Origin of the sequence: Methylobacterium aerolatum, assembly GCF_022179085.1 — a bacterium.
Classification (GTDB): domain Bacteria; phylum Pseudomonadota; class Alphaproteobacteria; order Rhizobiales; family Beijerinckiaceae; genus Methylobacterium; species Methylobacterium aerolatum.
Window position 1 is genome coordinate 70,738 of record NZ_BPQE01000012.1, and the last position, 24,317, is coordinate 95,054.

The window sequence follows — 24,317 nt, forward strand, 5'->3', positions numbered from 1 at the left end:
GCTTCGTCCCACGCTCGCGAGGACCATGGAGCGGGGGCGATCCGGACATCCCGGAAATCGCCTCAGGCCAGCAGCTGGGGGTCGGTCTTTCCGAGCTTGATGCTGCTCTCCTGCGGGAGCCAGTTCCCCGTCGATTCCTGGCGGCCCTGGAGCAGGTAGCGCGGGTCCGCAGCCTTGAGCGTCTCGGCGGCGGCCTTGGACAACTCGCCGATCTTGCCCTTCTTCATCCGGTTGACGATGAGGCCGAGCTTCGTATCGGGGAAGTCGCGCAGCATGTCGTAGTCGCCGTCGCTGTCGCCCGCCACGAGCAGCGGGCCGTAGCCCTTCTTCGCCACCAGCTCCTGCTTGATGACGGTGGTCTTTCCCGGCCCCCAGACCAGCGGCCATCCCTTGCGGTAGGCGTTGGTAAGGGTCTGGCCGTCCTCTTCGAGCCGCAGGCCGATCACATGGTCGCGCGCGACGCTGTAGCCGTATTTCGGCAGGGTCGCGAACGCCGCGACCACGTGTTCGAGGGAGGCGGTGCAGACGTAGACGTCGATGCCGTTGCGGCGGAGCGTGTCCATCAGGCCGCCGATCTCGGTGCAGAGCCGGATACCGTGGAAATGGCTGACGCTGACGATGCCCGCCTTGCCGGCCCGCCCGGCGGGGCTGGTGTACTTCGTCTTCACGAGGCCGGCCCCGAGGGCGAGGTCATTCGACGCCTCGGTGAGGCGCGACACATCCGCGACGGTCATGTTCGCGAGGAGGTAGATGACCCACGGGTAGCCGACGTTGACGCCATGGGTGTCGTTGACCGCCTCGTAGAGGTAGTAGAGCTTGGTGCGGAAGTCGGCGAAGGTGTCCGTCTTCACGATCTCATCGAGGGGCTGCGAGCCGGACAATCCCTTGTAGGCGCCGTGGAGCCACGCATAGTCGGCGTCGAGGTCGGCGCAGATCGAGTCGAGATCGACCGTCGCGCCGGCGGAATTCTTGTAGTCGGCCGCGAAGGGGCCCGGCGGGACGTTCTGGCGGATGATCGCGCCGAACTCGGCCGGCGTGAGCTTGAAGGACAGCGTGTTGATCTGGTGCATCAGCAACGCCTCCTCGCAGTCGTTCATGATGCTGGTGTTGTCCCAGTCGAACACCGCGTAGGGCCGCCGGTTGGGATCGTAGTTCGGCGAGAGGCTGCCGTGCTCCGCGATCATCCGCGACACGGCCGCGTGGTTGCGCGGCGCCCACTTCGCCCGGTCGAGCCCGACGGGATCACCGGCGGGGCCCGCGGCCCGGGCCGCCGTTGCCGTGCTCCCCGCCGCGGCGGCCGCCAGCATGACGCTGCCCAGGAAGCCGCGGCGCTTCATGGAGGGGACGGGGGGGATGTCGGTCATGTCGTCGCTCGCGCAGCAGGGTGGACAAGGGGAGGGTGTGGCCGGGCGCGTCGCCGCGCCTGGGGACGGAAACGGGTGAGGGTCCGGGCGGCGCTCACACGGGGGCGCCGCCATCGGCGACCGCCTCCGGGCTTTGGCGCGCGAGGAGGCTCGCGGCCACGGCCAGCGCCATGACGGCCAGGAAGATCACGAAGATCAGCGGGTTGTAGACGACCAGGGCGACGAAGCAGACCGAGGCCACGGCCAGTGCGAAGGCCGGCGCGACGGGATAGAACGGCGCCCGGTACGGCCGGGCGAGGTCCGGTTCGCAGCGGCGCAGCCGGAACAGGCTCGCCATGCTCATGCCGTACATGACCAGGGCACCGAACACCGCCATCGTCACGATGCTGGCGGTGAGGGACTGGCCCGCGATGGTGACGAGGCTGTCGCTATAGATCGCCACGATGCCGACCACGCCGCCCGCCAGCGTCGCGATGTGGGGCGTGCGGAAGCGCGGATGCACCCGGGCCAGGGACGCGGGCAGGAACCCGGCGCGGGCGAGGGCGAAGATCTGGCGCGAGTAGCCCATGATGATGCCGTGGAACGAGGCCACGAGGCCGAACAGGCCGAGCCAGACCAGCATGTGGAGCCAGCCGCTGGAGGTCCCGACCACAGCCTTCATCGCCTGCGGCAGCGGATCGTTGAGGTTGCTCAGGGTCCGCCAGTCGCCGACGCCGCCCGCAAACAGCATGACGCCGAAGGCCAGGGCCGTGAGCGTCAGCACGCCCGTAATGTAGGCGACGGGGATCGTGCGCTTGGGGTCCTTCGCCTCCTCGGCGGCCATGGCCACCCCCTCGATGGCGAGGAAGAACCAGATGGCGAAGGGAATCGCGGCGAACATGCCGCCGATCGCCGCCACGCCGAAGCCGTCCTCGCCTGCCCAGCCGTGGGCGGTGAAATTCGCCATGTCGAAGGCCGGAGCGACGACGCCCATGAAGACCAGGAGCTCGATCACCGCCAGGATCGTCACGAACAGCTCGAAGGTCGCGGCGATCTGCACGCCGACGATGTTGAGGGTCATGAAGACGAGGTAGGCGCCGAGCGCCGCGTGCTTGGGGTCGAGCCCCGGGTACTGGACGTTGAGGTAGGCGCCGATCGCCAGCGCGATGGCGGGCGGCGCGAACACGAACTCGATCAGCGTCGCGTAGCCGGCGATGCAGCCGCCGAGGGGGCCGAAGGCGCGGCGGCTGTAGGCGAAGGGGCCGCCGGCCTGGGGGATCGCGGTGGTGAGTTCGGTGAAGCTGAAGATGAAGGCGATGTACATCGCCGCCACGACCGCCGTGGTGATCAGGAAGCCGAGGGTGCCGGCATTGGCCCAGCCATAGCTCCACCCGAAGTATTCGCCCGAGATTACCAGCCCGACGGCGATGCCCCAGAGATGGAACGCATTGAGACCCTTGTGAAGACCGACGTCCTGCATCGCCCACTCTCCCTCAGAAACCGGTCTTCACCCTGCTGCAGCCGAGGCCGACCGTGTCGGCTCAGGCAGCTCCGCCTTCGCTTCGCCGCGCTCGCGAAGGCGGCCGGGGATCCATCGATGGGCGTGGCTCAAGGCGATCCGCCGGGCAGCCTGCCCGCCTCGCCCTCCAGCAACGCCTCCTCGATCCCGTCCTTGAGGGCGACGCCGGTGAGGCCGCGCCGCAGGGCCTCGCGCACGAACCACGCCACCTTGGCCGCCGCGAGGTCCGGCGTCAGGCCGCCCCGGCCGTGCACGTTCGAGATGCAGTTGCGCTCCGAGTCCCGCCGCCCGGGGCGGGGTCCGTAGGTGAGGTAGAGGCCGAGGCTGTCGGCGACGCTGAGGCCCGGCCGTTCGCCGATCAGCACCACGCTGAGCCTCGCCCCGAGCCGCTCGCCCACGGGATCGCCCAGGGCCACCCGGCCCTGTTCGGCGAGGACGATGGGCGCGATGCGGTAGCCGTCGAGGAGGGCGAGGCAGGCATGGATCACCGGTACGGCATGGCTCGCCACGGCTTTGGCCGAGAGCCCGTCCGCGATGACGAAAACGAGGTCGAAGCCCTGCCCGCCGTCCTGCGCCCGCGCGGCGGCGGCCTCCTCCAGCGTGGCGATCGAGGCGTCGTCGAGCCGCCGCCCGAGATCCGGGCGCCGCAGGTAGGTGGGGCGGTCCGGCGCCGCGCTGTGCACGCGCAGCACCGGATGGGGCGGCAGGGCGGCGGCCAGGGCCTCGACGTCGAGGACGGCGTGGACGGCGTCCCGCGCCTGGGCGTGGGCGAGCTGGAAATCGAGCATCGGCCGCAGCGGCAGGGCGTCGCCGGTCCGTCCGAGGCCGATCCGGGCCGGCGTCGCCCGCCTCAGGGCCGCCCAGCGGTCGTCCTGCGTGAGGTCGGTGCGGAGGGGGCCGTCGGGCAGGGTGTCGGGATCGGGCTTCATCGCGCGGCGTCCCCCCGGTCGAAGAGGCGGGCCAGCGACGGGTGCGGGGCTTCGAGGAGGCGGGCCGGCCCCTCCGGCGCGCCCATGCCCATCCTGTCGAGCCACGCCTCGAACTCGGGGGCGGCCCGTACCCCGAACAGCGAGCGCAGGGCGAGCAGGTCGTGGAACGACAGGCTCTGGTAGTTCAGCATGACGTCGTCGGAGCCGGGGACGGTGATCAGGAAGCTGCATCCGGCTTGCGTGAGCAGCAGCATCAGCCCGTCCATGTCGTCCTGGTCGGCCTCGGCGTGGTTGGTGTAGCAGACGTCGCAGCCCATCGGCAGGCCGAGAAGCTTGCCGCAAAAATGGTCCTCCAGGCCGGCGCGGGTGATCTGCTTGCCGTCGTAGAGGTATTCCGGGCCGATGAAGCCGACCACCGTGTTGACGAGCAGCGGCCGGAAGGCGCGGGCCACCGCGTAGGCCCTCGCCTCCACGGTCTGCTGGTCCACCCCATGGTGCGCGTCGGCCGAGAGCGCGGAGCCCTGGCCGGTCTCGAAGTACATGGCGTTGTCGCCGACCGTGCCCCGGTTGAGGCTGCGGGCGGCGTCGTGCGCCTCGGCCAGCACCGCGAGGTCGATGCCGAAGCCGCGGTTGGCCGCCTCGGTCCCGGCGACCGACTGGAACACGAGATCCACCGGGGCGCCGCGCTCGATGATCGCCAGGGCGTTGGTGACGTGGGTCAGGACGCAGGTCTGGGTCGGGATCGCGTAGTGCTGGCGCATCTCGTCCAGCATCGTGGTGAGGGCGATCGCGGTCTCGACGTCGTCGGAGGCGGGGTTGATGCCGATGACGGCATCGCCCGCGCCGTAGAGCAGCCCGTCGATGACCGAGGCGGCGACGCCGCGCGGGTCGTCGGCCGGGTGGTTGGGCTGCAGGCGGGTCGCGAGGCGCCCCGGCAGGCCGATGGTGGTGCGGAAGGCCGTCGTCACCCGGCACCTGCGCGCCACGACGACGAGGTCCTGAAGGCGCATCAGCTTTGAGACGGCGGCGACCATCTCCGGCGTCAGGCCCGGCGCCAGGGCGGCCAGGGTCGCCGCGTCGGCCTCGGGGCCGAGCAGCCAATCGCGGAACCCGCCGACGGTGAGATGGGAGACCGGGGCGAAGGCGGCGGCGTCGTGTCCGTCGATGATGAGGCGCGTAACCTCGTCCTCCTCGTAGGGCACCACGGCTTCGGTGAGGAAGGTCTTCAGCGGCAGGTCGGCGAGGACTGTGCGCGCGGCGACCCGCATGGCGTCGCTGGCGGCCGCGAGCCCGGCCAGCTCGTCACCGGATCGCAGCGGGGAGGCGGCCGCGAGGACCGCCTTCAGGTCGGGGAAGCGATGGCGCTCGCCGCCGAGGTCGCATCGATAGGCCACCGGTCCGTCACTCCGTGCGCCGGGCCGGCGGCACCGCACCCCTCGGGGTGCGATCCGGCCCGGCCGTCAGAGCCCCCTGGAGGAGGCGGGAGAGTCGGAGCCTATCCTAGATCCGAACGGGCCGTGGCGCTCGACCGGGCGTCGCAGAGTTTTGACCCTTGGCAACAAATTTGCGGCGCGTACTCTCGCAAGGGACGGCGTACGTCGCGGAGAGGGCAGCCCTGGTCATGGCCCGCATCGACAGCTCCAGCCGGGCCGTGTCCGGAGCGAGGGTCTTCGCTTCGGCCGCGACGGGCCTCGGCGCCTTCCTCGAGGCGAACCGCGTCTGCGCCGGCAGCCTGTTCGATCAGGTCGCCCTCGATCCGGAGAGGCTCGCCTCGCCCACGGCGCCGATCGGCCTGCGCCAATACTGCGACATCCTCGAACTGGCGGCGCGCCGCTCCCACGATCCCACCGTCGGCCTCCGCTACGGCCAGCAGTTCAAGCCGGAGATGCTGGGGTTGATCGGCCACATCGCGCTGTCGTCGCCGACCCTGCGCGCGGCGGCCGAGAACCTCGCGGCCTATTTCGGCTACCATCAGGAGGACACGGTCACCCGGCTCGTCGACGCGAACGGGACCTGCCGCCTGACCTATGCGATCCGCTCGCCCCACATCGCCGAGCGGCGCCAGGATGCGGTCGTGACCCTCGGCATGTACGTCAACGTCTTCCGGCACGGGGCCGGGCCGGATTGGTGCCCGCAGGAGGTTCACCTCGAACACGCCCGCACGGAGGATTGGCGCGCGATCGAGGAGGCGTTCGGGGCGCCGGTCCTGTTCGGGCAGGACGCCAACGCCCTGGTCTTCCGGCACGATCAGGCCGCGCGGGCCATGCCGGACGCCAACCTCCCCCTCCTCGACCTGCTCTGCGCGACGATCGTTCAGATGGGGATGGCCGGGGGCACCCCGTCGCTGGAGGAGCGCATCCGGGCCTATGTCCGCGCCAACCTCAGCGTGCGGGATCTCTCCCTCCGCCATGCCAGCGACGCCCTCGGCATTCCGCGCTGGACCCTCCAGCGGCGCCTGGCCGAGGGCAACACCAGCTTCGCCGATATCGTGGACCGCCTCCGCCGGGACCTCGCCGAGCATTACCTCGCCGGCACCAAGCACCCGGTGAGCGAGATTTCGGCTCTGCTCGGCTTCTCGGAGGTGAGCGCCTTCACCCGCGCCTTCCGGCGCTGGCACGGGGTGCCGCCCAGGACCTATCGCGGCCACACCTCCTGACCGGGGGCGGGTGAGCCCCGCAACCCCCGTCGCGGCGCCTCAGGCCGCGCGGATCCCGGCCAGGAACCGGGCGACCTCGCCGCCGAGGTGCTCGGACTGGCGCGACAGGTCCGAGGCCGCCGTCAGCACCTGCGTCGCCGCCGCGCCGGTCTCCTCGGCCGCCTGGGCCACGCCGGTGACGTTGCTCGTCACCTCGCCGGTGCCCTGGGCCGCCTCCGCGACGTTGCGCACGATCTCCTGGGTCGCCGCTCCCTGCTGCTGCACCGAGACGGCGATGGAGGAGGCGACGCCGTTGATCTCCTGGATGCGGCGGCGGATCCCGTCGATGGCGCCGACCGCGCTCCCCGTCGCGCCCTGGATGCGGCCGATCTGGGCCGTGATGTCCTCGGTGGCGCGGGCGGTCTGGTTCGCCAGCTCCTTGACCTCGGCGGCCACGACGGCGAAGCCGCGCCCCGCCTCGCCGGCGCGCGCCGCCTCGATGGTGGCGTTCAGCGCCAGCAGGTTCGTCTGGCTCGCGATGGCCGAGATCATGGCGACCACGTCGCCGATCTTGCGCACCGCCTCGCTCAGTTCCTGCACCAGGGAGGCGGTCTGCTCCGCCTCCCGCACCGCGTGGCCCGCGAGTTCCTCCGAGCCCGCGACCTGCCGCCCGATCTCGTCGACGGAGGCGCCCAGTTCCTCGGCCGCCGCCGCCACGGTGCTGACGTTGGCCGCCGCTTGGTTCGCCGCCGCCGCCACCGCCGTCGATTGCTGCGCGGTCTCGGTGGCAATGCCCGACATGCTGGAGGCGGTCGCCTGCAACTCGGCCGCCGCCGACGCCACCGAGGTCAGGACGGAGCCGACGGTCTGCTCGAAGGCATCGGCCATCGCCGCGAGTTCGGCCTTGTGCCGCGCCTCGGCCTCGGTGCGCTCCCGGGCGGCCTCCTCCTCCAGACGGCGGACGCGCTCGCGCTGCTCCACCTGCGCGGTGACGTCGATGGCGAACTTCGTCACCTGCACGGGGCGCCCGTCGGCGTCGAACACCGGGTTGTAGCTCGCCTCGATCCAGACCTCGCGGCCGCCCTTGCCGATGCGGCGAAACTGCCCGGCCTGGTACTCGCCGCGGCGCAGCGCCTCCCAGAAGCGGGCGTATTCGGCGCTGGCGCGGTAGGCGGGATCGACGAACATCCCGTGGTGCTGGCCCACGACCTCGGCCGCCGTGTAGCCCACGGCGTCGAGGAAGTTCGCGTTCGCCTCCAGGACGCGCCCGTCGAGGTCGAAGCTGATCACCGCCTGCGACTTGCGGATGGCGTCCACCTGCCCCCTGAGGGCCGCCGCCTCCACGGTCTGCGCGGTGATGTCGGTGGCGTACTTGACCACCTTGACGATGTTTCCGGCCCCGTCGCCGATCGGGTTGTACGAACCCTTGATCCACACGGTCTTGCCGGCCTTCGTGATGCGCTTGAACTCCGCGATCTCCGCGCGCCCCGCGCGCAGCCGCTCCCAGAAGGCGGTGTAGTCGCGGCTGTCGCGGTAGGCGGGATCGACGAAGAGGCCGTGGTGGCGCGCGCGGACCTCGTCGAGGGTGTACCCCATCAGGCCGAGGAAGGCGGCGTTGGCCGAGAGGATGGTCCCGTCGGGCAGGAACTCGATGACGGCCTGCGACGCCTCGATCGCGGCGAGGCGGCGGGCTTGGTCCTCGCGCTCCAGGCGCGGGGCGGCGTCGACCCATTCGAGGGCGTGACCCTGCGGCGTGCCCCGGCCCGGTACGGGCACCGCCACGACGTCGTACCAGCGCCCGCCGAGGGCGACGAGGGCCGCGGGCGAGCCCTCGGGCCGGCCGGCGAGGGAGCGCCCCCCGGTGTCGCGGCAGAGGCCGTCGATGTGCCGCCCGACGATGGCCGCCGGCGCGATGCCGGGCGACGCCTGCCCGGAGCCGCGCAGCAGGTCGGCCATGGCCGGGTTCATCGCGGTCACGGCCCCGTCGGCGTTGAGGCTCAGCACCGGCGTGCGCAGGACCGCGAGCGTCGCAGCCCCGGCAAGTGCCCTGCGACGGTCACCGATGAAGTCGAACATGACGAGATTTCCCGTATTTCCGATGGCGGCCCCGGGCTGCAACGGCCGGCAACCGTTCGCTCCGAGCGATGATTGGTATCGCTCCGCTGCCATTGCGGAATACTGAATTCGGATTTCAAATCGGCCGTCTGGAATCGGCCATTTCGCAGCATTTCCCAGTTAACGAAACATGAACTCTTGGGAAGAGCGCGAGCGCTGGGAGAAATCGGTTCATCCTGCGCAAGTGCCCAATGGAATCGTTCGCCGAAGACTTGTGCATGACGGTCACCGATGCGGACATCGACTTGGTGTCACCAGTCGCCGGGCGCGGCGCGGGGGCGCGGTCACTCGTCGTGGAGGGCACGGTACTCGGCACCGTCGATGTCGTCGTACTGGCCGGCCCGCAGCGACCAGAGGAAGGCGGTGAGGCCGAGTGTGCCGAGGCCGAGGGCGATGGGGATGAGGAGGAGGAGCACGGTCATGGCGGGACTCACGCGGCGCGCGGGACGCTGGGGATCCGGCCGCGCCGCGCCGGGACGGGAGCCCCCAAGCCCGCCGGGCTGACCGGGCTGACCGGGACCTGCCGCGCCCGCAGGGCGTTCGCCGTGACCACGAGGGACGAGCCCGACATCGCGAGCGCCGCGATCAGCGGTGTCAGGAGGCCCGCCGCCGCCAGGGGGACCGCCAGCAGGTTGTAGGCCGCCGAGAACCACAGGTTCTGCAGCATGAGACGGCGGGCGCGTCGGCCCGCCGCCAGGACGGAGAGCACCGGGGAGAGCCCCCGTCCCAGGAACAGCGCGTCGGCCGCGGCCTGGCTGACATGCGCGGCGGTCACCGGCGAGAGCGAGGCCCGGGCGGCGGCGAGGGCGGGCGCATCGTTGAGGCCGTCGCCCACCATCAGCACCCGGCGCCCCGAGGCCCGCAGGGCGTCGATGCGGGCGATCTTGTCCCCGGGCGTCAGTCCGGCCTCCCACTCCGCCACGCCGAGGCGGCGCGCGACCGCCGCGACGGCGGGGGCGCGGTCGCCCGAGAGGATCGCCACGCGCAGGCCCGCGGCCGCGAGGGCCGCGACGACCTCGCGGGCGTCGGGCCGCAGGGCTTGGCGGATGGGGAAGGCGACGGCATCCCCGTCCCCGGCCCGGAAGCAGATCACCGACGCCTCCGGATCGGCCTTCAGCGCGGCGGACGCCTCCGGCCCGGCGTCGCAGAAGCCGGCCGAGCCGAGCCGCATCTCGACGCCATCGACCAGGGCGCGCACCCCGAGCCCCGCCGCCTCCTCGGCGCCCGGATACGGCGTCGCGCCGCCCGCGGCCTCGGCCAGGGCCGCCGCCATCGGGTGCCGGCTCGACAGGGCTAGGCGCGCCGCGCTCGCCAGGGCCACCGGATCGGAGAAGCCCGGCGCCAGGACCGGCTCCGGCAGGGTCAGCGTGCCGGTCTTGTCGAACACGACGGTGTCGATCCCGGCGAACCGCTCCAGGGCCGTGCCGTCGTTGAGGAGCACCCCCTCGCGGAACAGGGCGCCGGCCGCCACGACCTGGACGGCGGGGATGGCGAGGCCGAGGGCGCAGGGACAGGTGACGATCAGCACCGCCACGGCATCGAGGAGCGCGAGGTGCCAGCCCGCCCCTGCGGCGAGCCATCCCGCGAGCGTCACGGCGGCGGCCCCGTGGACGAGGGGCACGTATAGGCGCGTCGCCCGGTCGGCGAGGACGAGGGCGCGCGAGCGCCGCTCCAGCGCCCGCCGCATCAGGCCCTCGACCTCGTCGAGCAGGGTCGTGCCCGCCGCCGCCGTCACCTTAACGGTCAGGGCTCCGTTCCCGTTGAGGGCGCCCGCGAAGACGCGGTCGCCGCCACGGACCGTGACGGCGGCGGTCTCGCCGGTGACGAGGCTCTGGTCGAGATCGGAGGTGCCGTGCTCCACGACCCCGTCGGCGGGCACCCGCTCGCCGGGCCGGATCAGGATGCGGGCGCCGGGCGCGAGGTCGGCGAGGGGGACGTCGCGCAGGCTGCCGTCCGCCTCCGCGAGGGTCGCCCGCTCGGAGCGCAGCGCGGCGAGGTTCTCCGCGAAGGCGCGGGTGCGCCGCCGCATCGCCTGATCGAGCACGCGGCCGATCAGCAGGAAGAACAGCAGCATCACCGCGCCGTCGAAATAGGCGTGGGTCGCGCCCGCCAGGGTCTCACACACCGACGCGGCCAAGGTCAGGACCACGCCGAGGGTGATCGGGACGTCCATGCCCACCCGGCCGGCGCGCAGGCCCCTCAGCGCCCCCTCGTAGAAGGGCCGCCCGGCATAGGCGGCGGCCGGCAGGGCGATCACGGCCTGGATCCAGTGGAAGAGGTCCCGGGTCTCCGGGCTCATGTCCGACGCGGCGCCGGCCCAGACCGAGACGGCCAGCAGCATCACGTTCATGGAGGCGAAGCCCGCCACCGCGAGCGCCCGGATCAGGCGCTCCGTCTCGGCGGCCTCGGCTTCCGCGCGCCTGCCGGGCGCGAAGGGCTGCGCGGAATAGCCGAGGGAGGCCAGGGCGCCGAGCACGGCGGGGATGTCGGGCACGGCCCCCGGCCTCCAGGTCACGGCGAGGCGCCGGTCCGAGACGTTCAGCCGCGCGGCGGCCAGGCCGGGCAGGGGGGCCAGACCGCCCTCGATGGCGCCCATGCAGGCGGCGCAGCGGATGCCCTCGACGGCGAATTCGGCGCGGGCGGAGCCATCGGGCAGGGGGGCGACGAAGGCGGCGTAGTCCCGGCCGAGGGAGGGCAGGGTGTTGGCCGCGCTCCACGCGCCGTGCGCCTCCACGTAGGCCAGTGCCATGTCGGTGCAGCACATGCGCGGCTCCTCAGTCCAGGATGACCCGGTTCCTGCGCCGGAACGCGACGCCCTCCGCATCGCGGACCTCGATGACGAGATCCCACTGCCCCCGCGCCACGGGCTCCGCCCGCGCCGCATAGGTCCCCGCGCCGACCTCCGTGAGGTCGAGGCGCAGGTCCTGGCGCTTGTCGGTCGGACGTTCGAGGCGGGCCTGCACCGGTCGTCCCCGCAGCGGCGCCCCGGCGGCATCGGTCAAGGACACCTCGATCGACGCGACCGCGGCGGGATGGCGGACGGCCGTGGCGGCGAGGCGCCAGCCGAGGGCCTCCTGCCCGGCGGCGCGCTTCAACTCGGCGTTGTACCTCTGGCTGGCCCGGTACGGGGACGGCTCGTCCAGCCCGGACCACGTGCGCAGCGCGGACGTGACGAGGACGGCGTCCGCTCCGGCGACGGTGCCGAAGAACGCGACGAGGATCGCCAGGACCCTGCGGCCGGTCAGCGTACCGGCAGCGGGCGCCGGGCGCGGCTGGACGATGGTCGTCATGGCGTGGGGGCCTTGAAGGTGTCGACGACGCTAGCGGTCTCGCCGGTCGCGGCGTCGGCGATGCGGAAGGTGAGCGGCACGGAGGCCGCCGGGGCGGCGTCGGCCGGGGCGACGACGAGGACGCGGAATTCCTGCGTCGCATCCGAGGGGACGGGCAGGTCGCCCGGAATCCCGCCCACGACGTCGAGCCGGGCATGGGGCAGCCCGTCGATCGTCAGCGCGTAGCGCCGCTCTCCCGGCCGCTTGTTGCTGAGCCGCACCGTGTAGCCGTTGCGGACCGCGCCGTCCGACAGGCTGACGTAGAGCGGGTTGCGGTCGTGCAGGACGCTCATGCCCGTGAAGCTTCGTGTGGCGAGACCGTACAGCATGATGCCGCCGATGCCGGCGATCGACGCCGCGTAGAGGAGGGTGCGCGGCCGGACGGGGCGGCTGACCGGGCCTGCCCCCGCCGCGCGGCTCCGGCGGTTGGCCTCGGTGTCGTAGCCGATCAGGCCGGTGGGGCGTCCGAGCCGGTCCATGGTCGCGTCGCAGGCATCGATGCACAGGCCGCACTGGATGCAATCCATCTGCAGCCCGTCGCGGATGTCGATGCCCGACGGGCAGGCGACGACGCAGGCGAAGCAATCGACGCAGTCGCCGGCCGGGCGGCCCGCCGCCCGCAGCGTGGCGGCCTGCTTGGCCGAGACCCGGGGCTCGCCGCGGTCGTCGCGATACAGGATGTTGTAGGCGTGCTCGTCGGTGAGGGCCGCCTGGATGCGCGGCCAGGGGCACATGTAGGTGCAGACCTGCTCCCGCATGTGGCCGGCGAGGCCATAGGTCGTCGCGGTGAGCGTCAGGATGGCGACGTAGGCGACCGGCGGGGCCTGATAGGTCGCGAGTTGCGCCACCAGGGTGGGCGCGTCGGCGAAGTAGAGCACCCAGGCGCCGCCGGTCCACCACGCGATCAGCAGCCAGATCGCGTGCTTCATCGTCCTGAGGGCGATCTTCTCCATCGTCCAGGGGGCGGCGTCGAGCCGGAGCCGTTCACGCCGGTCGCCCTCGATTAGCCGCTCCACGGCGAGGAACAGGTCCGTCCAGACGGTCTGCGGGCAGAGGTAGCCGCACCAGAGGCGGCCCGCGACCGCGTTCATCAGGAACAGGATGAAGGCCGCCAGGATCAGGAGACCCATCACGTAGGTCACGTCCTGCGGCCAGAGTTCGAGGGAGAAGAGGTGGAACCGCCCCCGATCGAGGTCGAGCAGCACGGCCTGCGAGGGCTGGCCGGGGCCCCGGTCCCAGCGGATGAACGGCACGGTGTAGTAGACGCCGAGGGTGACGGCGAGGAGGATCCACTTGATCCGCCGGTAGGGGCCGCGGGTCATCTGCGACTGGATCTTGGTCCGGGCGGCGTAGAGCGAGCCGTTCGCCGCCGGGATCGCGGCGCGGGTCGCGGCGGCGCCGAACTTGCCGGCCCGGCGCGTCGTGGGCGTCCCGGCCGGCCGGGTGGGCGTGACGAGCGACATCTGTCCTGTGGTCCCTCCGGCCTCGCGCCGGCCCGCCGTCGTTAGGGGGCGCCCGCACCCCCCGCCTTGATCTCGCTCAAGGCGGGGGCCGGGCGGCGGCCGCTACCGGCCGCCCCCCAGGCCGTGGACGTAGACGGCGAGCGACTTGATCGTGGCGGCGTCGAGCCGGCCCTCCCAGGCGGGCATCACGCCCCTGCGCCCGTCGGTCACCGTCGCGGCGACCTGCTCGGGCGACGAGCCGTAGAGCCAGATCGCGTCCGTCAGGTTCGGCGCGCCCGCCTCGGGGTTGCCCGCCGCGCCCTCGCCGTGGCACGCGGCGCAGGTGGCGGCGAAGGTCTCGGCGCCCTTGTCCAGGCTCGCCCCGGGAAAGCCCGGCTTGCCCGAGAGGGAGAGGACGTAGCTCGCCACGGCCTCGATCTCGCCGCGCGGCAGCACGCCGTCCCGGCCGAAGGCGGGCATGTCGCCCCCATGCGCCTCGCCATGGCCCGAGCGTGCGCCGAACCGGATCGTGCGCTCGATCTCCTCCGGGCTTCCGCCCCAGAGCCAGTCGTCGTCCTGCAGGTTCGGGTAGCCCGTCCGCCCGGTGGCCGACAGGCCGTGGCAGGCGGCGCAGTTGTCCCCGAACGCCGCCTTGCCGGTGGCGAGCGCGAGGCGGAGCAGGGACGGGTCGGCCCGGATCTCCGCGACGGTGGCACCGGCGAGCCTCGCCTGCCCTCCGGCCTCCCGGTCCCGGCGCACCGCCGCGATCTCGTCGAGGACGGCCCGGCGCTGGGAGTGGCCGAGCACGCCGCCGGTGTAGCCGCTCACCAGCGGCCAAGCGGGATAGGCGACCCAGTAGCAGAGGGACCAGACGACCGTCGCGTACAGGGTGTAGAGCCACCAGCGCGGCAAGGGATTGTTGTATTCGGCGATGCCGTCCCACTCGTGCCCGGTGGTCTCCGGGCCGTCGGGGCGCCCGCCGCCATGCGCGGTGTCGGCCACGGCTCACTCCTCGGTCAGGGGAAGGCGGGCGGCCGCATCGAACCGGGAGCGGTTGCGCGGCCGGAAGGCGTAGAGGGCGACGGCGGCGAAGAGGCCGACGAAGTAGAGGAGCCCGCCGGTCTGCGCGAAGGCGGCGGTGATCTCGTAGGTCATGGCCCTCACCTCAGGTTCTTCTTGTCGTCGTAGATCGTGAAGTCGACCATCGTGCCGAGCACCTGGAGGTAGGCGACGAGGGCATCGATCTCGGCGACGCGGCCCCTCTCGCCGCCGAAGTCCCGGATGGCGGCGCCCGGATAGCGGCGCTGCAGGTCGGCCGCGTGCGGCCCGTCCGGATCGAGCTGCGCCAGCAGGTCGGCATGGGCGGCCGCGATCATCTCGTCGGAATAGGGCACGCCGACCGCCCGGTTGGCCTTGAGATCCTCGGCGATGGCCTCGGCATCGAGCGGCCGGTCGAGGAAGGCGTAGGCGGGCATGATGGAGGCGGGCACGACGGCGCGCGGATCCTTCAGGTGCTCGCGGTGCCACTGGTCCGAATACTTGCCGCCGACCCGGGCGAGGTCCGGCCCGGTGCGCTTCGAGCCCCACTGGAACGGGTGGTCGTACAGGCTCTCGGCGGCGAGGGAGAAGTGGCCGTAGCGCTCCACCTCGTCGCGCATCGGCCGCACCATCTGGCTGTGGCAGAGGTAGCAGCCCTCGCGGATGTAGATGTTGCGGCCGGCGAGTTCGAGGGGCGTGTAGGGGCGCACGCCCTCTACCGTCTCGATCGTGCTCTTGAGGTAGAACAGCGGCGTGATCTCGACGAGGCCGCCGATGGCCACGACGAGGAGCGCGCAGATCAGGAGGACGATCGAGTTCTTCTCGAAGATTTCGTGCCTCTTCCAGAGGCCGGGCTGCGTGATAGCCATCGGACGTCTTCCGTGATGCGGCGGGCGCGATGCGTGCGGGGAGGGGCCGCGCCGTCGGGGCGGCCCCGGGACTTCACTTCGCCGGGGCGAGGCCGGCGGCGGTGGGGAGCGCGGGGCTCGCCGGGAGGGGGTGGCCCGCATCCGCGGTCCTGCCGGCGATGGTCATCGCGAGGTTGTAGGCCATGATCAGCGCGCCGGTGAGGAACAGCACGCCGCCCAGCGCCCGCACGAGGTAGTAGGGCCGCATCGCCTCGACGGTCTCCACGAAGGAGTATTCGAGGAAGCCGAGGTCGTTGTAGGCCCGCCACATCAGGCCCTGCATGATCCCGGCGACCCACATCGCGGAGATGTACAGGACGATGCCGAGGGTCGAGATCCAGAAGTGCCACTCGACGAGCTTCAGGGAGTAGACCTCGCGGCGGTTCCACAGCCACGGCACGAGGCAATACAGGGCGCCGAAGGAGATGTAGGCGACCCAGCCGAGCGCCCCCGAATGGACGTGGCCGATGGTCCAGTCTGTGTAGTGCGACAGGGAGTTGACCGCCTTGATGGCCATCATCGGCCCCTCGAAGGTCGCCATGCCGTAGAAGGCGAGGGAGACCACCATGAAGCGCAGGACCGGGTCGGTGCGCAGCCGGTCCCAGGCGCCCGACAGCGTCATCAGCCCGTTGATCATGCCGCCCCAGGAGGGCATCCACAGCATGATCGAGAAGGTCATACCCAGCGTCTGCGCCCAGTCCGGCAGGGCCGTGTAGTGCAGGTGGTGCGGGCCCGCCCAGATGTACATGAAGATCAGCGCCCAGAAGTGGATGATCGACAGCCGGTAGGAGTAGATCGGCCGCTCGGCGCGCTTGGGGACGAAGTAGTACATGATGGCCAGGAAGCCGGCGGTGAGGAAGAAGCCGACCGCATTGTGACCGTACCACCACTGGATCAGGGCATCCTGCACGCCCGCGAACAGCGGGTAGGACTTCGAGCCGAGGAGGCTCACCGGCATCGCGAGGTTGTTGACGATGTGCAGCATCGCGATGGTGACGATGAACGCCAGGTAGAACCAGTTCGCCACGAAGATGTGGGGTTCCCTGCGTTTGGCGATCGTGCCCAGGAAGACGAGCAGGTAGACGACCCAGACGACCGTGAGCCAGAGGTCGGCGTACCATTCGGGCTCGGCGTATTCCTTCGACTGGGTCACGCCCATCAGGTAGCCGGTGCCGGCGACGACGATGAAGAGGTTGTAGCCGAGGACCACGAACCAGGGGGCGAGGTCCCCCGCGAGCCTCGCCCGGCAGGTGCGCTGCACGACGTAGAGCGAGGTGCCGATCAGGACGTTCCCGCCGAAGGCGAAGATCACCGCCGAGGTGTGCAGCGGCCTCAGGCGCCCGAACGAGGTGTATTCGAGCCCGAGGTTCAGCGCGGGCGCCCAGAGCTGGAAGGCGATGATGCAGCCGACCGTGAAGCCGGCGATGCCCCAGCCCATGGCGGCGATCGCCGCGAACTTCACCGGCCCGAGGTTGTAGTTCGGCCTGCCGTCGCGCTCCTGCGGCGCGGGCTCCACCGGCCGCCCCTCGTACCGCTTGAGGAGGGCGGCGAAGCCCGCCGCCGCCGCGAGGGCGAACATCGCCATGTGGACGCCGAACGGGGCATCGACCGCACGGGCCGAGGCGAGCGCACAGGCGAAGGCGCCGACCACCAGGATTAGGCCGAGCCCGGCCTCCCCCTCGGTCATGTACTTCGATGATGGTCTTGCGGCCATGGCTCGCTCGATTCGCCCCGCGCCGGAACGGCTTCGACCGCGCTTAAGGGATGGGCATCCGCGAGCCTTGATCTCGATCAAACGGCCACCGAGGCCCTCTCGAGGCCCCTCTCCCGCGACGACGGCGAGGGTCTCGCCGTCCCCCCGGACCGCTCCCGGTCGGCCGCCGGGGATCCCGCCCCCGTTCGGCGGGAATGGATCCTTTTCGGTCAGGGACGTTCAAGTCGAGGGGCCGCGCGCAAAGATCATTTTCGCCCTTTTACTCGGTCCCCGGCGGTTTGCGGCCACGGTTTCCCGGTTTTTCCTGTCCCGGCGGCGAGACATCTGATACGATCCCGCATCTCGATGGAGACGATGCTGGAGGCTTCGATGCTGAGCCTGACCGGAGCCCCGGGCGCCCACGCGAGACCTTGCGTCCACGAGCGCGACCACGGCAGCTGTGCGGAGTGCAGGGTCCGCCTCGTCAGCGTCTGCGCCGCGCTCACCGGGGAGGAACTCGACGAGCTGGAGGCGTTGAGCCAGCCCCTGCACCTCGCGCCGCGACAGGCCCTGTTCGGCCAGGGCGACCGTGCCGGGGCGGTGTACAACGTCACCGAGGGCATGGTGCGCCTCTCGCGCCTCCTGCCCGACGGACGCCGCCACGTCATGGGCTTCGCGATGGTCGGCGACTTCCTCGGTCTCGCGCTGCCCGAGCATCACGACGTCACCGCCGAGGCCCTGGGGCCCACGGTGCTGTGCCGCTTCGAGAAGCGGGCCTTCGGCGACTTGGTGAAGGCCAAGCCGCACCTGCTGCAACGCCTGCTCGACCGCGCCGGCTACGAACTCTCCCTCGCGCACGATCACATGACCCTGCTCAGCCGGCGCACGGCGGAGGAGAAGGTCGCGAGCTTCCTGCTCTCCTTACGCGAGCGCTACGCCCGCATCGGCCAGACCTCGGTGACCGTGGCCCTTCCCATGGGGCGGCAGGACATCGCCGACCATCTGGGGCTCACCATCGAGACGGTGAGCCGCCTGCTGACGCGGCTCGACCGCGAGAAGGCGCTGCTGATCGTGCCGGGCGGCGTCCGCCTCGTCGATCTCGACCGGCTGCGGGACCTCGCGGCGGCCTGAGGCCGTTGGGGCGCGGCAGGAGGTCCACCCCCGGATGAGAACGGCCCGCCCGCCCGTTCTCCCCATTGGCCCGCTGCACCGATCGCTCCCCCACGGCCCCCGCGACACACGAGTTCGATGACCGATGCTGCCTCCACCGCCACCGCGTCGCGGCTGGTCGTCTCAGATCTGAGCCGCCGGTTCGGCCGCACGCTCGCCCTCGACGGCGTCTCGCTGACGCTCGGGCCGGGCGAGATCCTGGCCGTGCTCGGCGCCTCCGGCTGCGGGAAGAGCACGCTCCTGCGCCTCATCGCCGGGCTCGACACGCCCGATGCGGGCACGATCCTTGTCGGCGACCGACGCGTCGCCGGGGGCGGCCGTCACGAGCCTCCGGCGACCCGCGGCGTCGGCCTGATGTTCCAGGACTACGCGCTGTTTCCCCATCTCACGGTGATGGCCAACATCCGCTTCGGCCTCGCCCACCTCCCCGCCGACGAGGCGCGGCGGGTGGCCCGCGAGCGGCTCGATCAGGTCGGGCTGGCCCACCGGGCCGAGAGCTACCCGGACACCCTCTCGGGCGGCGAGGCGCAGCGCGTGGCCCTGGCCCGGGCGCTGGCGCCGCGACCGCGGGTGCTGCTCCTCGACGAGCCCTTCTCGAACCTCGATGCGGGCACGCGCGAGCATGTCCGGGCCGACACCCTCGCCGTCCTGCGCCGGGACCGGATCGGCGCGATCCTCGTGACCCACGACGCGACCGAGGCCGTCGCCTTCGCCGACCGCATCGCCCTCATGCATCGCGGCCGGATCGTCCAATGCGGCAGCCCCGAGGCCCTGTACGACGCGCCGCGGACGCCCTTCGCGGCCCGGGCGCTCGGGGAGATCATCGAAATTCCCGGCACGGCCGCCGGGGGGCGGGTCACGACGCCGCTGGGCCTCCTTCCCCGGCCCGACGCCCTGCCGGAGGGGGAGGTCACGGTCTGCCTACGCCCGGAGGCGATCCGCCTCGGGCCGGCGGGTGACGGGGTTCCGGCCGCCGTGCTCGGCCGCGCCTTCGCGGGACCGCGCCTACGCCTCGACCTCGCTGTGGCGGGCCTCGCCGCGCCCCTGCGTCTGCACCTGCCGGCGGATGCCGTTCCCGGCGACCGTGTCGGCCTCCACCTCGTGCCCGCCCAAGCCCACGTCTTCCCTCCGGCGCGAGAATCGGGCGACGAGGCTAGCCTTAATTAGAATACTTAAAATAAAACCGCCTTGCGGACTGAATTGCGACTGTATAACAGCCCCTTCATCACTCGGTGAAGGGGGTTTTGCCGTGGCGTTTTTCAAAGGAAATACGATCCGGGCAGGCGTGCTCCTGTCGTTTTGCCTGGTCGGAGCGGCCGGCGCGGCGGAGGTGAACCTCTACACGACCCGCGAGCCGGGCCTGATCCGCCCGTTGCTGGACGCCTACACCGCCAAGAGCGGCGTCACGGTGAACACCGTCTTCGTCGAGAAGGGCCTCGCCGAGCGGGTCGCCGCGGAGGGGGCGCGCTCCTCCGCCGACCTTCTGATGACGGTCGATATCGGCAACCTGATCGACCTCGTGGACCGCGACCTCGCCCAGCCGGTGCGCTCGCCCGCGCTGGAGGCGGCGGTGCCGGCCCCCCTGCGCGACGCCGGGGGGCGCTGGTTCGCCCTGTCCATGCGCGCCCGCGTGCTCTACGCCGACAAGGGCTTGGCGGACCTGAAGGCCGCCACCTACGAATCGCTGGCCGACCCGCAATGGAAGGGCAAGGTCTGCCTGCGCTCGGGGCAGCACCCCTACAACACCGCCCTGATCGCGGCCTTCCTCGTCCGCCATGGCGCGGAGAAGACCGAGTCGTGGCTGCGCGGCCTGAAGGCCAACCTCGCGCGCAAGGCGGCGGGCGGCGACCGGGACGTCGCCCGCGACATCGCCGCCGACCTCTGCGAGGTGGGGCTCGGCAACTCCTACTACGTCGGCCTGATGCGCTCGGGGCGCGGCGGGCCGGACCAGAAGAAATGGGGCGAGGCGATCAAGGTCGTCCTGCCGACCTTCGAGGGCGGCGGCACCCATGTGAACGTGTCCGGCGCCGTCGTGGCCAAGGCCGCGCCGAACCGCGACGAGGCGGTGAAGCTCCTCGAATACCTCGTCTCCGACGAGGCGCAGGCCCTCTACGCCCGGACCGACTACGAGTACCCGGTGAAGGCCGGCGCCGCCATCGATCCGCTGCTCGCGGATCTCGGCACGCTGACGATCGACACGACGCCCCTCGCCGAGATCGCCCGCAACCGCAAGGCGGCGAGCCTGCTCGTCGACAAGGTCGGCTTCGACAACTGAGCCGGGGCGGACGAGGATGGCGGCGGCGCGCGGTCTCGGCTGGGCGGGGGCGGCGGCGCTGGCGGCGCTGCTGCTCTCGCCCGTCATCTCCCTGGGGCTCGCGGCCGCCGGGGGCGGGGGCGAGCTCTGGCCGCACCTGGCCGCCTACGTCCTGCCGCAGGCGATCCGCGACACCGCCCTCCTGCTGGCGGGCGTCGGCCTGCTGGTGATCGGGCTCGGGACCGGCGCGGCGTGGCTGGTGGCGGCCTTCGACTTTCCCGGCCGCCGCCTGCTGGAGGCCGCCCTGCTGCTGCCGCTGGCCATGCCGACCTATGTGGTGGCCTACGCCTATCTCGACCTGATGCACCCCCTCGGGCCGCTCCAGGCCGGGCTGCGGGGCCTGCTCGGCCTGTCGAGCCCCCGCGACCTGCCCCTGCCGGATCTCCGCTCCCTGCCCGGCTGCATCCTGCTCCTTGGCTTCGTGCTGTACCCTTACGTCTACCTGCCGACCCGGGCGCTGTTCGTGATGCAGGCGGGCACGCTGCTCGAGGCGGCGCGGATGCTCGGGGCCGGGCCGTGGCGCATCTTCCTGCGCATCGCCCTGCCGCTCGCCCGGCCGGCGGTGGCCCTCGGCACCGGGCTCGCCCTGATGGAGGCGCTCAACGACGTCGGCGCCGCCGAGTTCCTGGGCGTGCGCACCCTGACCGTGCAGGTCTACGCCACCTGGGTGAACCGCTCCGATCTACCCGGCGCGGCGCAGATCGCCCTCGTGATGCTCGCCTGCGTCGTCGCCCTCGTGGGCCTGGAGCGGCTGGCCCGGGGCGGGCGGGGCTATGCCGGCAACGCCCGCCGCGCGGCGCCCTCCCTCCGGCGTCGGCTCTCCGGCTGGCGGGGCGGGGCGGCCCTGGCCCTCGGCGCGGTGCCCGTCGCCCTCGGCTTCCTGCTGCCGGCCGGCTACCTCGCCGTTGAGGCGTGGCGGCGGATCGGCGGCAGCGGGGTGCCCGATGCCCTCGGGGCGCAGGCCCGCAACACGATCCTCTACGCGAGCCTCGCGACCGGCGTGACGGTCATCGTCGGCCTGCTGGTGGCGGCGGCGCCCTCGCTGCTCGGCGCCCGCGCCGGGCGGGTGCTGATCCGCGCGGCGGGCCTCGGCTATGCCATGCCCGGGACGGTGCTCGCGGTCGGGCTGCTCGGACCCCTGGCGCTGATCGACAGCGGGTTGTTCGAGGCGGGCTTCGCGAGCCTCTCGGTGGGCCTCGGCACGGGGGCGGCCCTCGTCGTCGCCTACGCCCTGCGCTTCCTCACCGTGACGGTGGGCGCGAGCGAGGCCGGCCTCGCGCGGATCCCGCGCGCCATCCCCGACGCCGCGCGGATGCTGGGGCGCGGGCGGTTCGCCACCCTCGCCACGGTGCAACTCCCCCTGGCATGGCCCGCGGTGTTGAGCGGCGGCCTCCTGGCCTTTGTGGACATCGCCAAGGAACTGCCGGTGACGCTGCTCCTGCGCCCCCTCAACGTCGAGACCCTCAGCACGCACCTCTACGGCGAGGCGGCGCGGGGTACCTACGAGGACGGGGCGGTGGCGGCCGTGCTCATCGTGCTGATCGGCCTCGTGCCGGTCACACTGCTCCTGCGCCTCGACCGGAACGCCCTGACGCGGCGGGGTTAGCCCGGGCGCCCGTGCCGTGACGCAGGCACTTCGTTCATGCGTGTCTGCACTCGCTCATTGGTGTTGCATCGATTTTTCCAGTCTCGGCTGACGCCTCCGGTTGGATCGATGCACGAGGACCGCCCGGCTCGGCCATCCCCCGCGCCCCGGCCGTGGAACCCTCTCCGGGCCGGATTATTACTACGGCTCAGGTTCTCGATCTTTCCCTCATTCGACGGGGCGGCGGCATGCTGGGGTGGTTCCGTGCGCTGATGCCGAAGGAGACCCCGTTCTTCGACCTGTTCGAGCGGCACGCCGCGACGCTGGTCGACGGCGCGGCGGCCCTGAGGAGCCTGCTCGACGGCACGCAGGACCTGCCGCGGGCCTTCGCCTCCATCGCCGCGCACGAGGACAAGGCCGACACCATCACGCAGGAGGCCCTCCAGGCCGTGCGGCGGACCTTCATCACGCCCTTCGACCGCAGCGACATCCAGGACCTCGTCGGCTCCCTCGACGACGCCATCGACCAGATGCTCAAGATGGCCAAGGCGGTGCGCCGCTTCGAGGTCACGCGCTTCGAGGCCGAGATGCGCGAGATGGGCGTGATCATCGAGGAGGCCGCCGCGGTGGTGGCCGAGGCCCTGCCGAAGCTGCGCGCGCTCAACGAGAACGCCGCCGACCTCAACGTCCTCACCGAGCGCGTCATCCGGCTGGAGGGCCGGGCGGACGATCTGCACGAGGCCGGCCTGAAGGCCCTGTACCAAGCCTCCCGCCAGGATCCGATGGCCTTCATCGTCGGTTCCGAACTGTACGATCACCTGGAGAAGGTGATGGACCGGTTCGAGGACGTGGCGAACCAGATCAGCAGCATCGTCGTCGAGCACGTCTGAGCCGCCGCCGTGACCCTCCTGATCTGCCTGATCGCCATCGCGCTGTTCTTCGATTTCCTGAACGGCCTGCACGATGCGGCGAACTCCATCGCCACCATCGTCTCGACGCGGGTGCTCGCCCCCCGCTACGCCGTCCTCTGGGCGGCCTTCTTCAACTTCATCGCCTTCCTCGTCTTCGGGCTGCACGTCGCAGGGACCGTGGGCTCCGGCATCGTCGACGTGGCGGTGGTGAACGACCGCGTGATCCTCGGGGCGCTGGGCGGCGCCATCAGCTGGAACCTGCTGACGTGGTACCTCGGCATCCCGTCCTCCAGTTCGCACGCGCTGATCGGCGGCCTCCTCGGGGCCGGCATCGCGAAGGCCGGGCTCGGGGCGGTGGTCTGGCCGGGGGTGCTCACCACGAGCGCGGCCATCGTGCTCTCGCCGGCGCTGGGCTTCGTGCTCGCGCTGTTCCTCGTGCTCGCCGTGTCCTGGCTGTTCGTCCGCTCCACCCCGGCCTCCGCCGACGGCGTGTTCCGCAAGCTCCAGTTCGTCTCCGCCTCGCTCTATTCCCTCGGCCATGGCGGCAACGATGCGCAGAAGACCATGGGGATCATCGCCGTGCTGCTCTACGCCCACGGGCAGGAGACCGGCGGGTTCCACGTGCCGCTCTGGGTGGTGCTCTCCTGCCAGTCGGCCATGGCGCTGGGCACCCTGCTCGGCGGGTGGCGGATCGTCCACACGATGGGCTCGAAGATCACGCGGCTGACGCCCATGCAGGGCTTCTGCGCCGAGACGGGGGGCGCGCTGACCCTGTTCGCCGCGACCGCCTTCGGCATCCCGGTCTCGACCACCCACACGATCACCGGCGCCATCGTCGGCGTAGGGGCGGCCCGCAGGGTCTCCGCCGTGCGCTGGAACGTGGCCCAGGGGATCGTCGTCGCCTGGGTAGTCACCATGCCGGCGGCGGGCCTCGTGGGGGCGCTCGTCTACGGCGTCTCGGGCCTGCTGCTGCCCTGAGGCAGCGGCCGACGGCGCCCGCGCGACCGCCGGCAACGGCGCGGTAAGATGAACTCAGTTCAACTCCGGTTGCAGATTTTGCGTTTGCCAAGCCGGGGCGCCGACCCGCATCCTGGGCGCAATTAAAAGGTGTGAGGAACGACCCGAGGCTCGACCGGCGACGTCATCGTCCCGGACGATGCGGCCTATCAGCGTTTCCTCCCATTCACCGCATACGGTGCGGGCCACCATCGGCCGGCCGGGGAGGAGTGAACCATGCCGTCCCACGACAGGGTCCGTTCCCCTTTCCGCACCGCGTTCCGCGCCGGCCGCGCCACACCGTTCACCGTCGCGACGGGCGGCCTTTATGGCCGCGTCACGATGATCGAGCCGGCCTGAGGCCTTCTGCGGCAGTGGATCTGAGGGAGG

Annotated in this window: 21 protein-coding genes; 8 read left to right on the forward strand and 13 right to left on the reverse strand. The window is 71.8% G+C overall.

The features are described 5' to 3' along the window. Positions 1-62: 62 nt before the first annotated feature. The 4 genes from MFF06_RS09465 to MFF06_RS09480 form a co-directional block, all read right to left on the reverse strand. The gene (locus MFF06_RS09465; RefSeq protein WP_238203195.1) at positions 63-1,364 is read right to left on the reverse strand and encodes a haloacid dehalogenase-like hydrolase; all 1,302 of its coding nucleotides are present in this window, start codon (positions 1,362-1,364) and stop codon (positions 63-65) included. A gap of 94 nt (positions 1,365-1,458) precedes the next feature. Next, on the reverse strand, positions 1,459-2,823 hold the full coding sequence (gene eat, locus MFF06_RS09470) for an ethanolamine permease (protein WP_238203196.1): 1,365 nt from the start codon (positions 2,821-2,823) through the stop codon (positions 1,459-1,461). A 128-nt stretch (positions 2,824-2,951) separates the two neighbouring features. Continuing rightward, a complete protein-coding gene (gene eutC / locus MFF06_RS09475) occupies positions 2,952-3,791 on the reverse strand; it encodes an ethanolamine ammonia-lyase subunit EutC (protein ID WP_238203197.1) in 840 nt (279 codons plus the stop codon). Continuing rightward, on the reverse strand, positions 3,788-5,185 hold the full coding sequence (locus tag MFF06_RS09480) for an ethanolamine ammonia-lyase subunit EutB (protein WP_238203198.1): 1,398 nt from the start codon (positions 5,183-5,185) through the stop codon (positions 3,788-3,790). Before MFF06_RS09480 ends, eutC begins: the two co-directional genes overlap by 4 nt. A gap of 227 nt (positions 5,186-5,412) precedes the next feature. Between MFF06_RS09480 and qhpR the strand changes: the two genes are divergently transcribed. After that, on the forward strand, positions 5,413-6,447 hold the full coding sequence (gene qhpR, locus MFF06_RS09485) for an AraC-like transcriptional regulator QhpR (protein ID WP_238203200.1): 1,035 nt from the start codon (positions 5,413-5,415) through the stop codon (positions 6,445-6,447). Between the two features lie 39 nt (positions 6,448-6,486). Here the strand turns inward: qhpR and MFF06_RS09490 are convergent, their stop codons facing one another. The 9 genes from MFF06_RS09490 to ccoN form a co-directional block, all read right to left on the reverse strand. After that, positions 6,487-8,502 carry a methyl-accepting chemotaxis protein gene (locus tag MFF06_RS09490; RefSeq protein WP_283207259.1) on the reverse strand — a complete coding sequence of 672 codons (2,016 nt, stop codon included), beginning with the start codon at positions 8,500-8,502 and terminating at the stop codon, positions 6,487-6,489. Between the two features lie 323 nt (positions 8,503-8,825). After that, positions 8,826-8,963, reverse strand: coding sequence for a cbb3-type cytochrome oxidase assembly protein CcoS (ccoS, locus tag MFF06_RS09495; RefSeq protein WP_238203202.1), 138 nt, complete (start codon positions 8,961-8,963; stop codon positions 8,826-8,828). A gap of 8 nt (positions 8,964-8,971) precedes the next feature. Continuing rightward, a complete protein-coding gene (locus tag MFF06_RS09500; RefSeq protein WP_238203204.1) occupies positions 8,972-11,305 on the reverse strand; it encodes a heavy metal translocating P-type ATPase in 2,334 nt (777 codons plus the stop codon). A 10-nt stretch (positions 11,306-11,315) separates the two neighbouring features. Continuing rightward, positions 11,316-11,831 (reverse strand): FixH family protein, encoded by a 516-nt coding sequence (locus MFF06_RS09505; RefSeq protein ID WP_238203206.1) that lies wholly within the window; start codon positions 11,829-11,831, stop codon positions 11,316-11,318. Next, positions 11,828-13,192, reverse strand: a complete 1,365-nt coding sequence (ccoG, locus tag MFF06_RS09510; RefSeq protein ID WP_238203225.1) for a cytochrome c oxidase accessory protein CcoG — start codon at positions 13,190-13,192, stop codon at positions 11,828-11,830. Before ccoG ends, MFF06_RS09505 begins: the two co-directional genes overlap by 4 nt. 243 nt (positions 13,193-13,435) lie before the next feature. Next, positions 13,436-14,314 carry a cytochrome-c oxidase, cbb3-type subunit III gene (gene ccoP, locus MFF06_RS09515; protein WP_238203208.1) on the reverse strand — a complete coding sequence of 293 codons (879 nt, stop codon included), beginning with the start codon at positions 14,312-14,314 and terminating at the stop codon, positions 13,436-13,438. Positions 14,315-14,317: 3 nt separating this feature from the next. Beyond that, positions 14,318-14,467, reverse strand: coding sequence for a cbb3-type cytochrome c oxidase subunit 3 (locus MFF06_RS09520; protein ID WP_238203209.1), 150 nt, complete (start codon positions 14,465-14,467; stop codon positions 14,318-14,320). 5 nt (positions 14,468-14,472) lie between these two features. Next, the gene (gene ccoO / locus MFF06_RS09525; RefSeq protein WP_238203210.1) at positions 14,473-15,219 is read right to left on the reverse strand and encodes a cytochrome-c oxidase, cbb3-type subunit II; all 747 of its coding nucleotides are present in this window, start codon (positions 15,217-15,219) and stop codon (positions 14,473-14,475) included. 73 nt (positions 15,220-15,292) lie between these two features. Beyond that, positions 15,293-16,945 (reverse strand): cytochrome-c oxidase, cbb3-type subunit I, encoded by a 1,653-nt coding sequence (ccoN, locus tag MFF06_RS09530; protein ID WP_238203227.1) that lies wholly within the window; start codon positions 16,943-16,945, stop codon positions 15,293-15,295. 396 nt (positions 16,946-17,341) lie between these two features. On the opposite strand from ccoN, the gene MFF06_RS09535 reads away from it, so the two are divergent. The 7 genes from MFF06_RS09535 (at position 17,342) to MFF06_RS22655 (ending at position 24,287) form a co-directional block, all read left to right on the forward strand. Beyond that, entirely contained in the window at positions 17,342-18,082 is a 741-nt protein-coding gene (locus MFF06_RS09535; protein WP_238203211.1) for a Crp/Fnr family transcriptional regulator, read from the forward strand. Between the two features lie 117 nt (positions 18,083-18,199). Further along, on the forward strand, positions 18,200-19,288 hold the full coding sequence (locus tag MFF06_RS09540; protein WP_238203212.1) for an ABC transporter ATP-binding protein: 1,089 nt from the start codon (positions 18,200-18,202) through the stop codon (positions 19,286-19,288). Between the two features lie 118 nt (positions 19,289-19,406). Next, positions 19,407-20,396 carry an extracellular solute-binding protein gene (locus MFF06_RS09545; RefSeq protein ID WP_238203213.1) on the forward strand — a complete coding sequence of 330 codons (990 nt, stop codon included), beginning with the start codon at positions 19,407-19,409 and terminating at the stop codon, positions 20,394-20,396. A 16-nt stretch (positions 20,397-20,412) separates the two neighbouring features. Next, positions 20,413-22,041 (forward strand): ABC transporter permease, encoded by a 1,629-nt coding sequence (locus tag MFF06_RS09550; protein WP_238203214.1) that lies wholly within the window; start codon positions 20,413-20,415, stop codon positions 22,039-22,041. A 227-nt stretch (positions 22,042-22,268) separates the two neighbouring features. Further along, the gene (locus tag MFF06_RS09555; RefSeq protein ID WP_238203215.1) at positions 22,269-22,910 is read left to right on the forward strand and encodes a DUF47 domain-containing protein; all 642 of its coding nucleotides are present in this window, start codon (positions 22,269-22,271) and stop codon (positions 22,908-22,910) included. Positions 22,911-22,919: 9 nt separating this feature from the next. After that, a complete protein-coding gene (locus MFF06_RS09560) occupies positions 22,920-23,909 on the forward strand; it encodes an inorganic phosphate transporter (protein WP_238203217.1) in 990 nt (329 codons plus the stop codon). Positions 23,910-24,164: 255 nt separating this feature from the next. Further along, on the forward strand, positions 24,165-24,287 hold the full coding sequence (locus MFF06_RS22655; protein ID WP_283207260.1) for a hypothetical protein: 123 nt from the start codon (positions 24,165-24,167) through the stop codon (positions 24,285-24,287). Positions 24,288-24,317: the final 30 nt, after the last annotated feature.

Bases quoted from the DNA above. Each gene is read 5' to 3' on its own strand.
- MFF06_RS09465 (WP_238203195.1), bottom strand. From the start codon at position 1,364: ATGACCGACATCCCCCCCGTCCCCTCCATGAAGCGCCGCGGCTTCCTG.
- eat (WP_238203196.1), bottom strand. From the start codon at position 2,823: ATGCAGGACGTCGGTCTTCACAAGGGTCTCAATGCGTTCCATCTCTGG.
- eutC (WP_238203197.1), bottom strand. From the start codon at position 3,791: ATGAAGCCCGATCCCGACACCCTGCCCGACGGCCCCCTCCGCACCGAC.
- qhpR (WP_238203200.1), top strand. From the start codon at position 5,413: ATGGCCCGCATCGACAGCTCCAGCCGGGCCGTGTCCGGAGCGAGGGTC.
- MFF06_RS09490 (WP_283207259.1), bottom strand. From the start codon at position 8,502: ATGTTCGACTTCATCGGTGACCGTCGCAGGGCACTTGCCGGGGCTGCG.
- ccoS (WP_238203202.1), bottom strand. From the start codon at position 8,963: ATGACCGTGCTCCTCCTCCTCATCCCCATCGCCCTCGGCCTCGGCACA.
- MFF06_RS09500 (WP_238203204.1), bottom strand. From the start codon at position 11,305: ATGTGCTGCACCGACATGGCACTGGCCTACGTGGAGGCGCACGGCGCG.
- MFF06_RS09505 (WP_238203206.1), bottom strand. From the start codon at position 11,831: ATGACGACCATCGTCCAGCCGCGCCCGGCGCCCGCTGCCGGTACGCTG.
- ccoG (WP_238203225.1), bottom strand. From the start codon at position 13,192: ATGACCCGCGGCCCCTACCGGCGGATCAAGTGGATCCTCCTCGCCGTC.
- MFF06_RS09520 (WP_238203209.1), bottom strand. From the start codon at position 14,467: ATGACCTACGAGATCACCGCCGCCTTCGCGCAGACCGGCGGGCTCCTC.
- ccoO (WP_238203210.1), bottom strand. From the start codon at position 15,219: ATGGCTATCACGCAGCCCGGCCTCTGGAAGAGGCACGAAATCTTCGAG.
- ccoN (WP_238203227.1), bottom strand. From the start codon at position 16,945: ATGACCGAGGGGGAGGCCGGGCTCGGCCTAATCCTGGTGGTCGGCGCC.
- MFF06_RS09535 (WP_238203211.1), top strand. From the start codon at position 17,342: ATGCTGAGCCTGACCGGAGCCCCGGGCGCCCACGCGAGACCTTGCGTC.
- MFF06_RS09540 (WP_238203212.1), top strand. From the start codon at position 18,200: ATGACCGATGCTGCCTCCACCGCCACCGCGTCGCGGCTGGTCGTCTCA.
- MFF06_RS09550 (WP_238203214.1), top strand. From the start codon at position 20,413: ATGGCGGCGGCGCGCGGTCTCGGCTGGGCGGGGGCGGCGGCGCTGGCG.
- MFF06_RS09555 (WP_238203215.1), top strand. From the start codon at position 22,269: ATGCTGGGGTGGTTCCGTGCGCTGATGCCGAAGGAGACCCCGTTCTTC.
- MFF06_RS22655 (WP_283207260.1), top strand. From the start codon at position 24,165: ATGCCGTCCCACGACAGGGTCCGTTCCCCTTTCCGCACCGCGTTCCGC.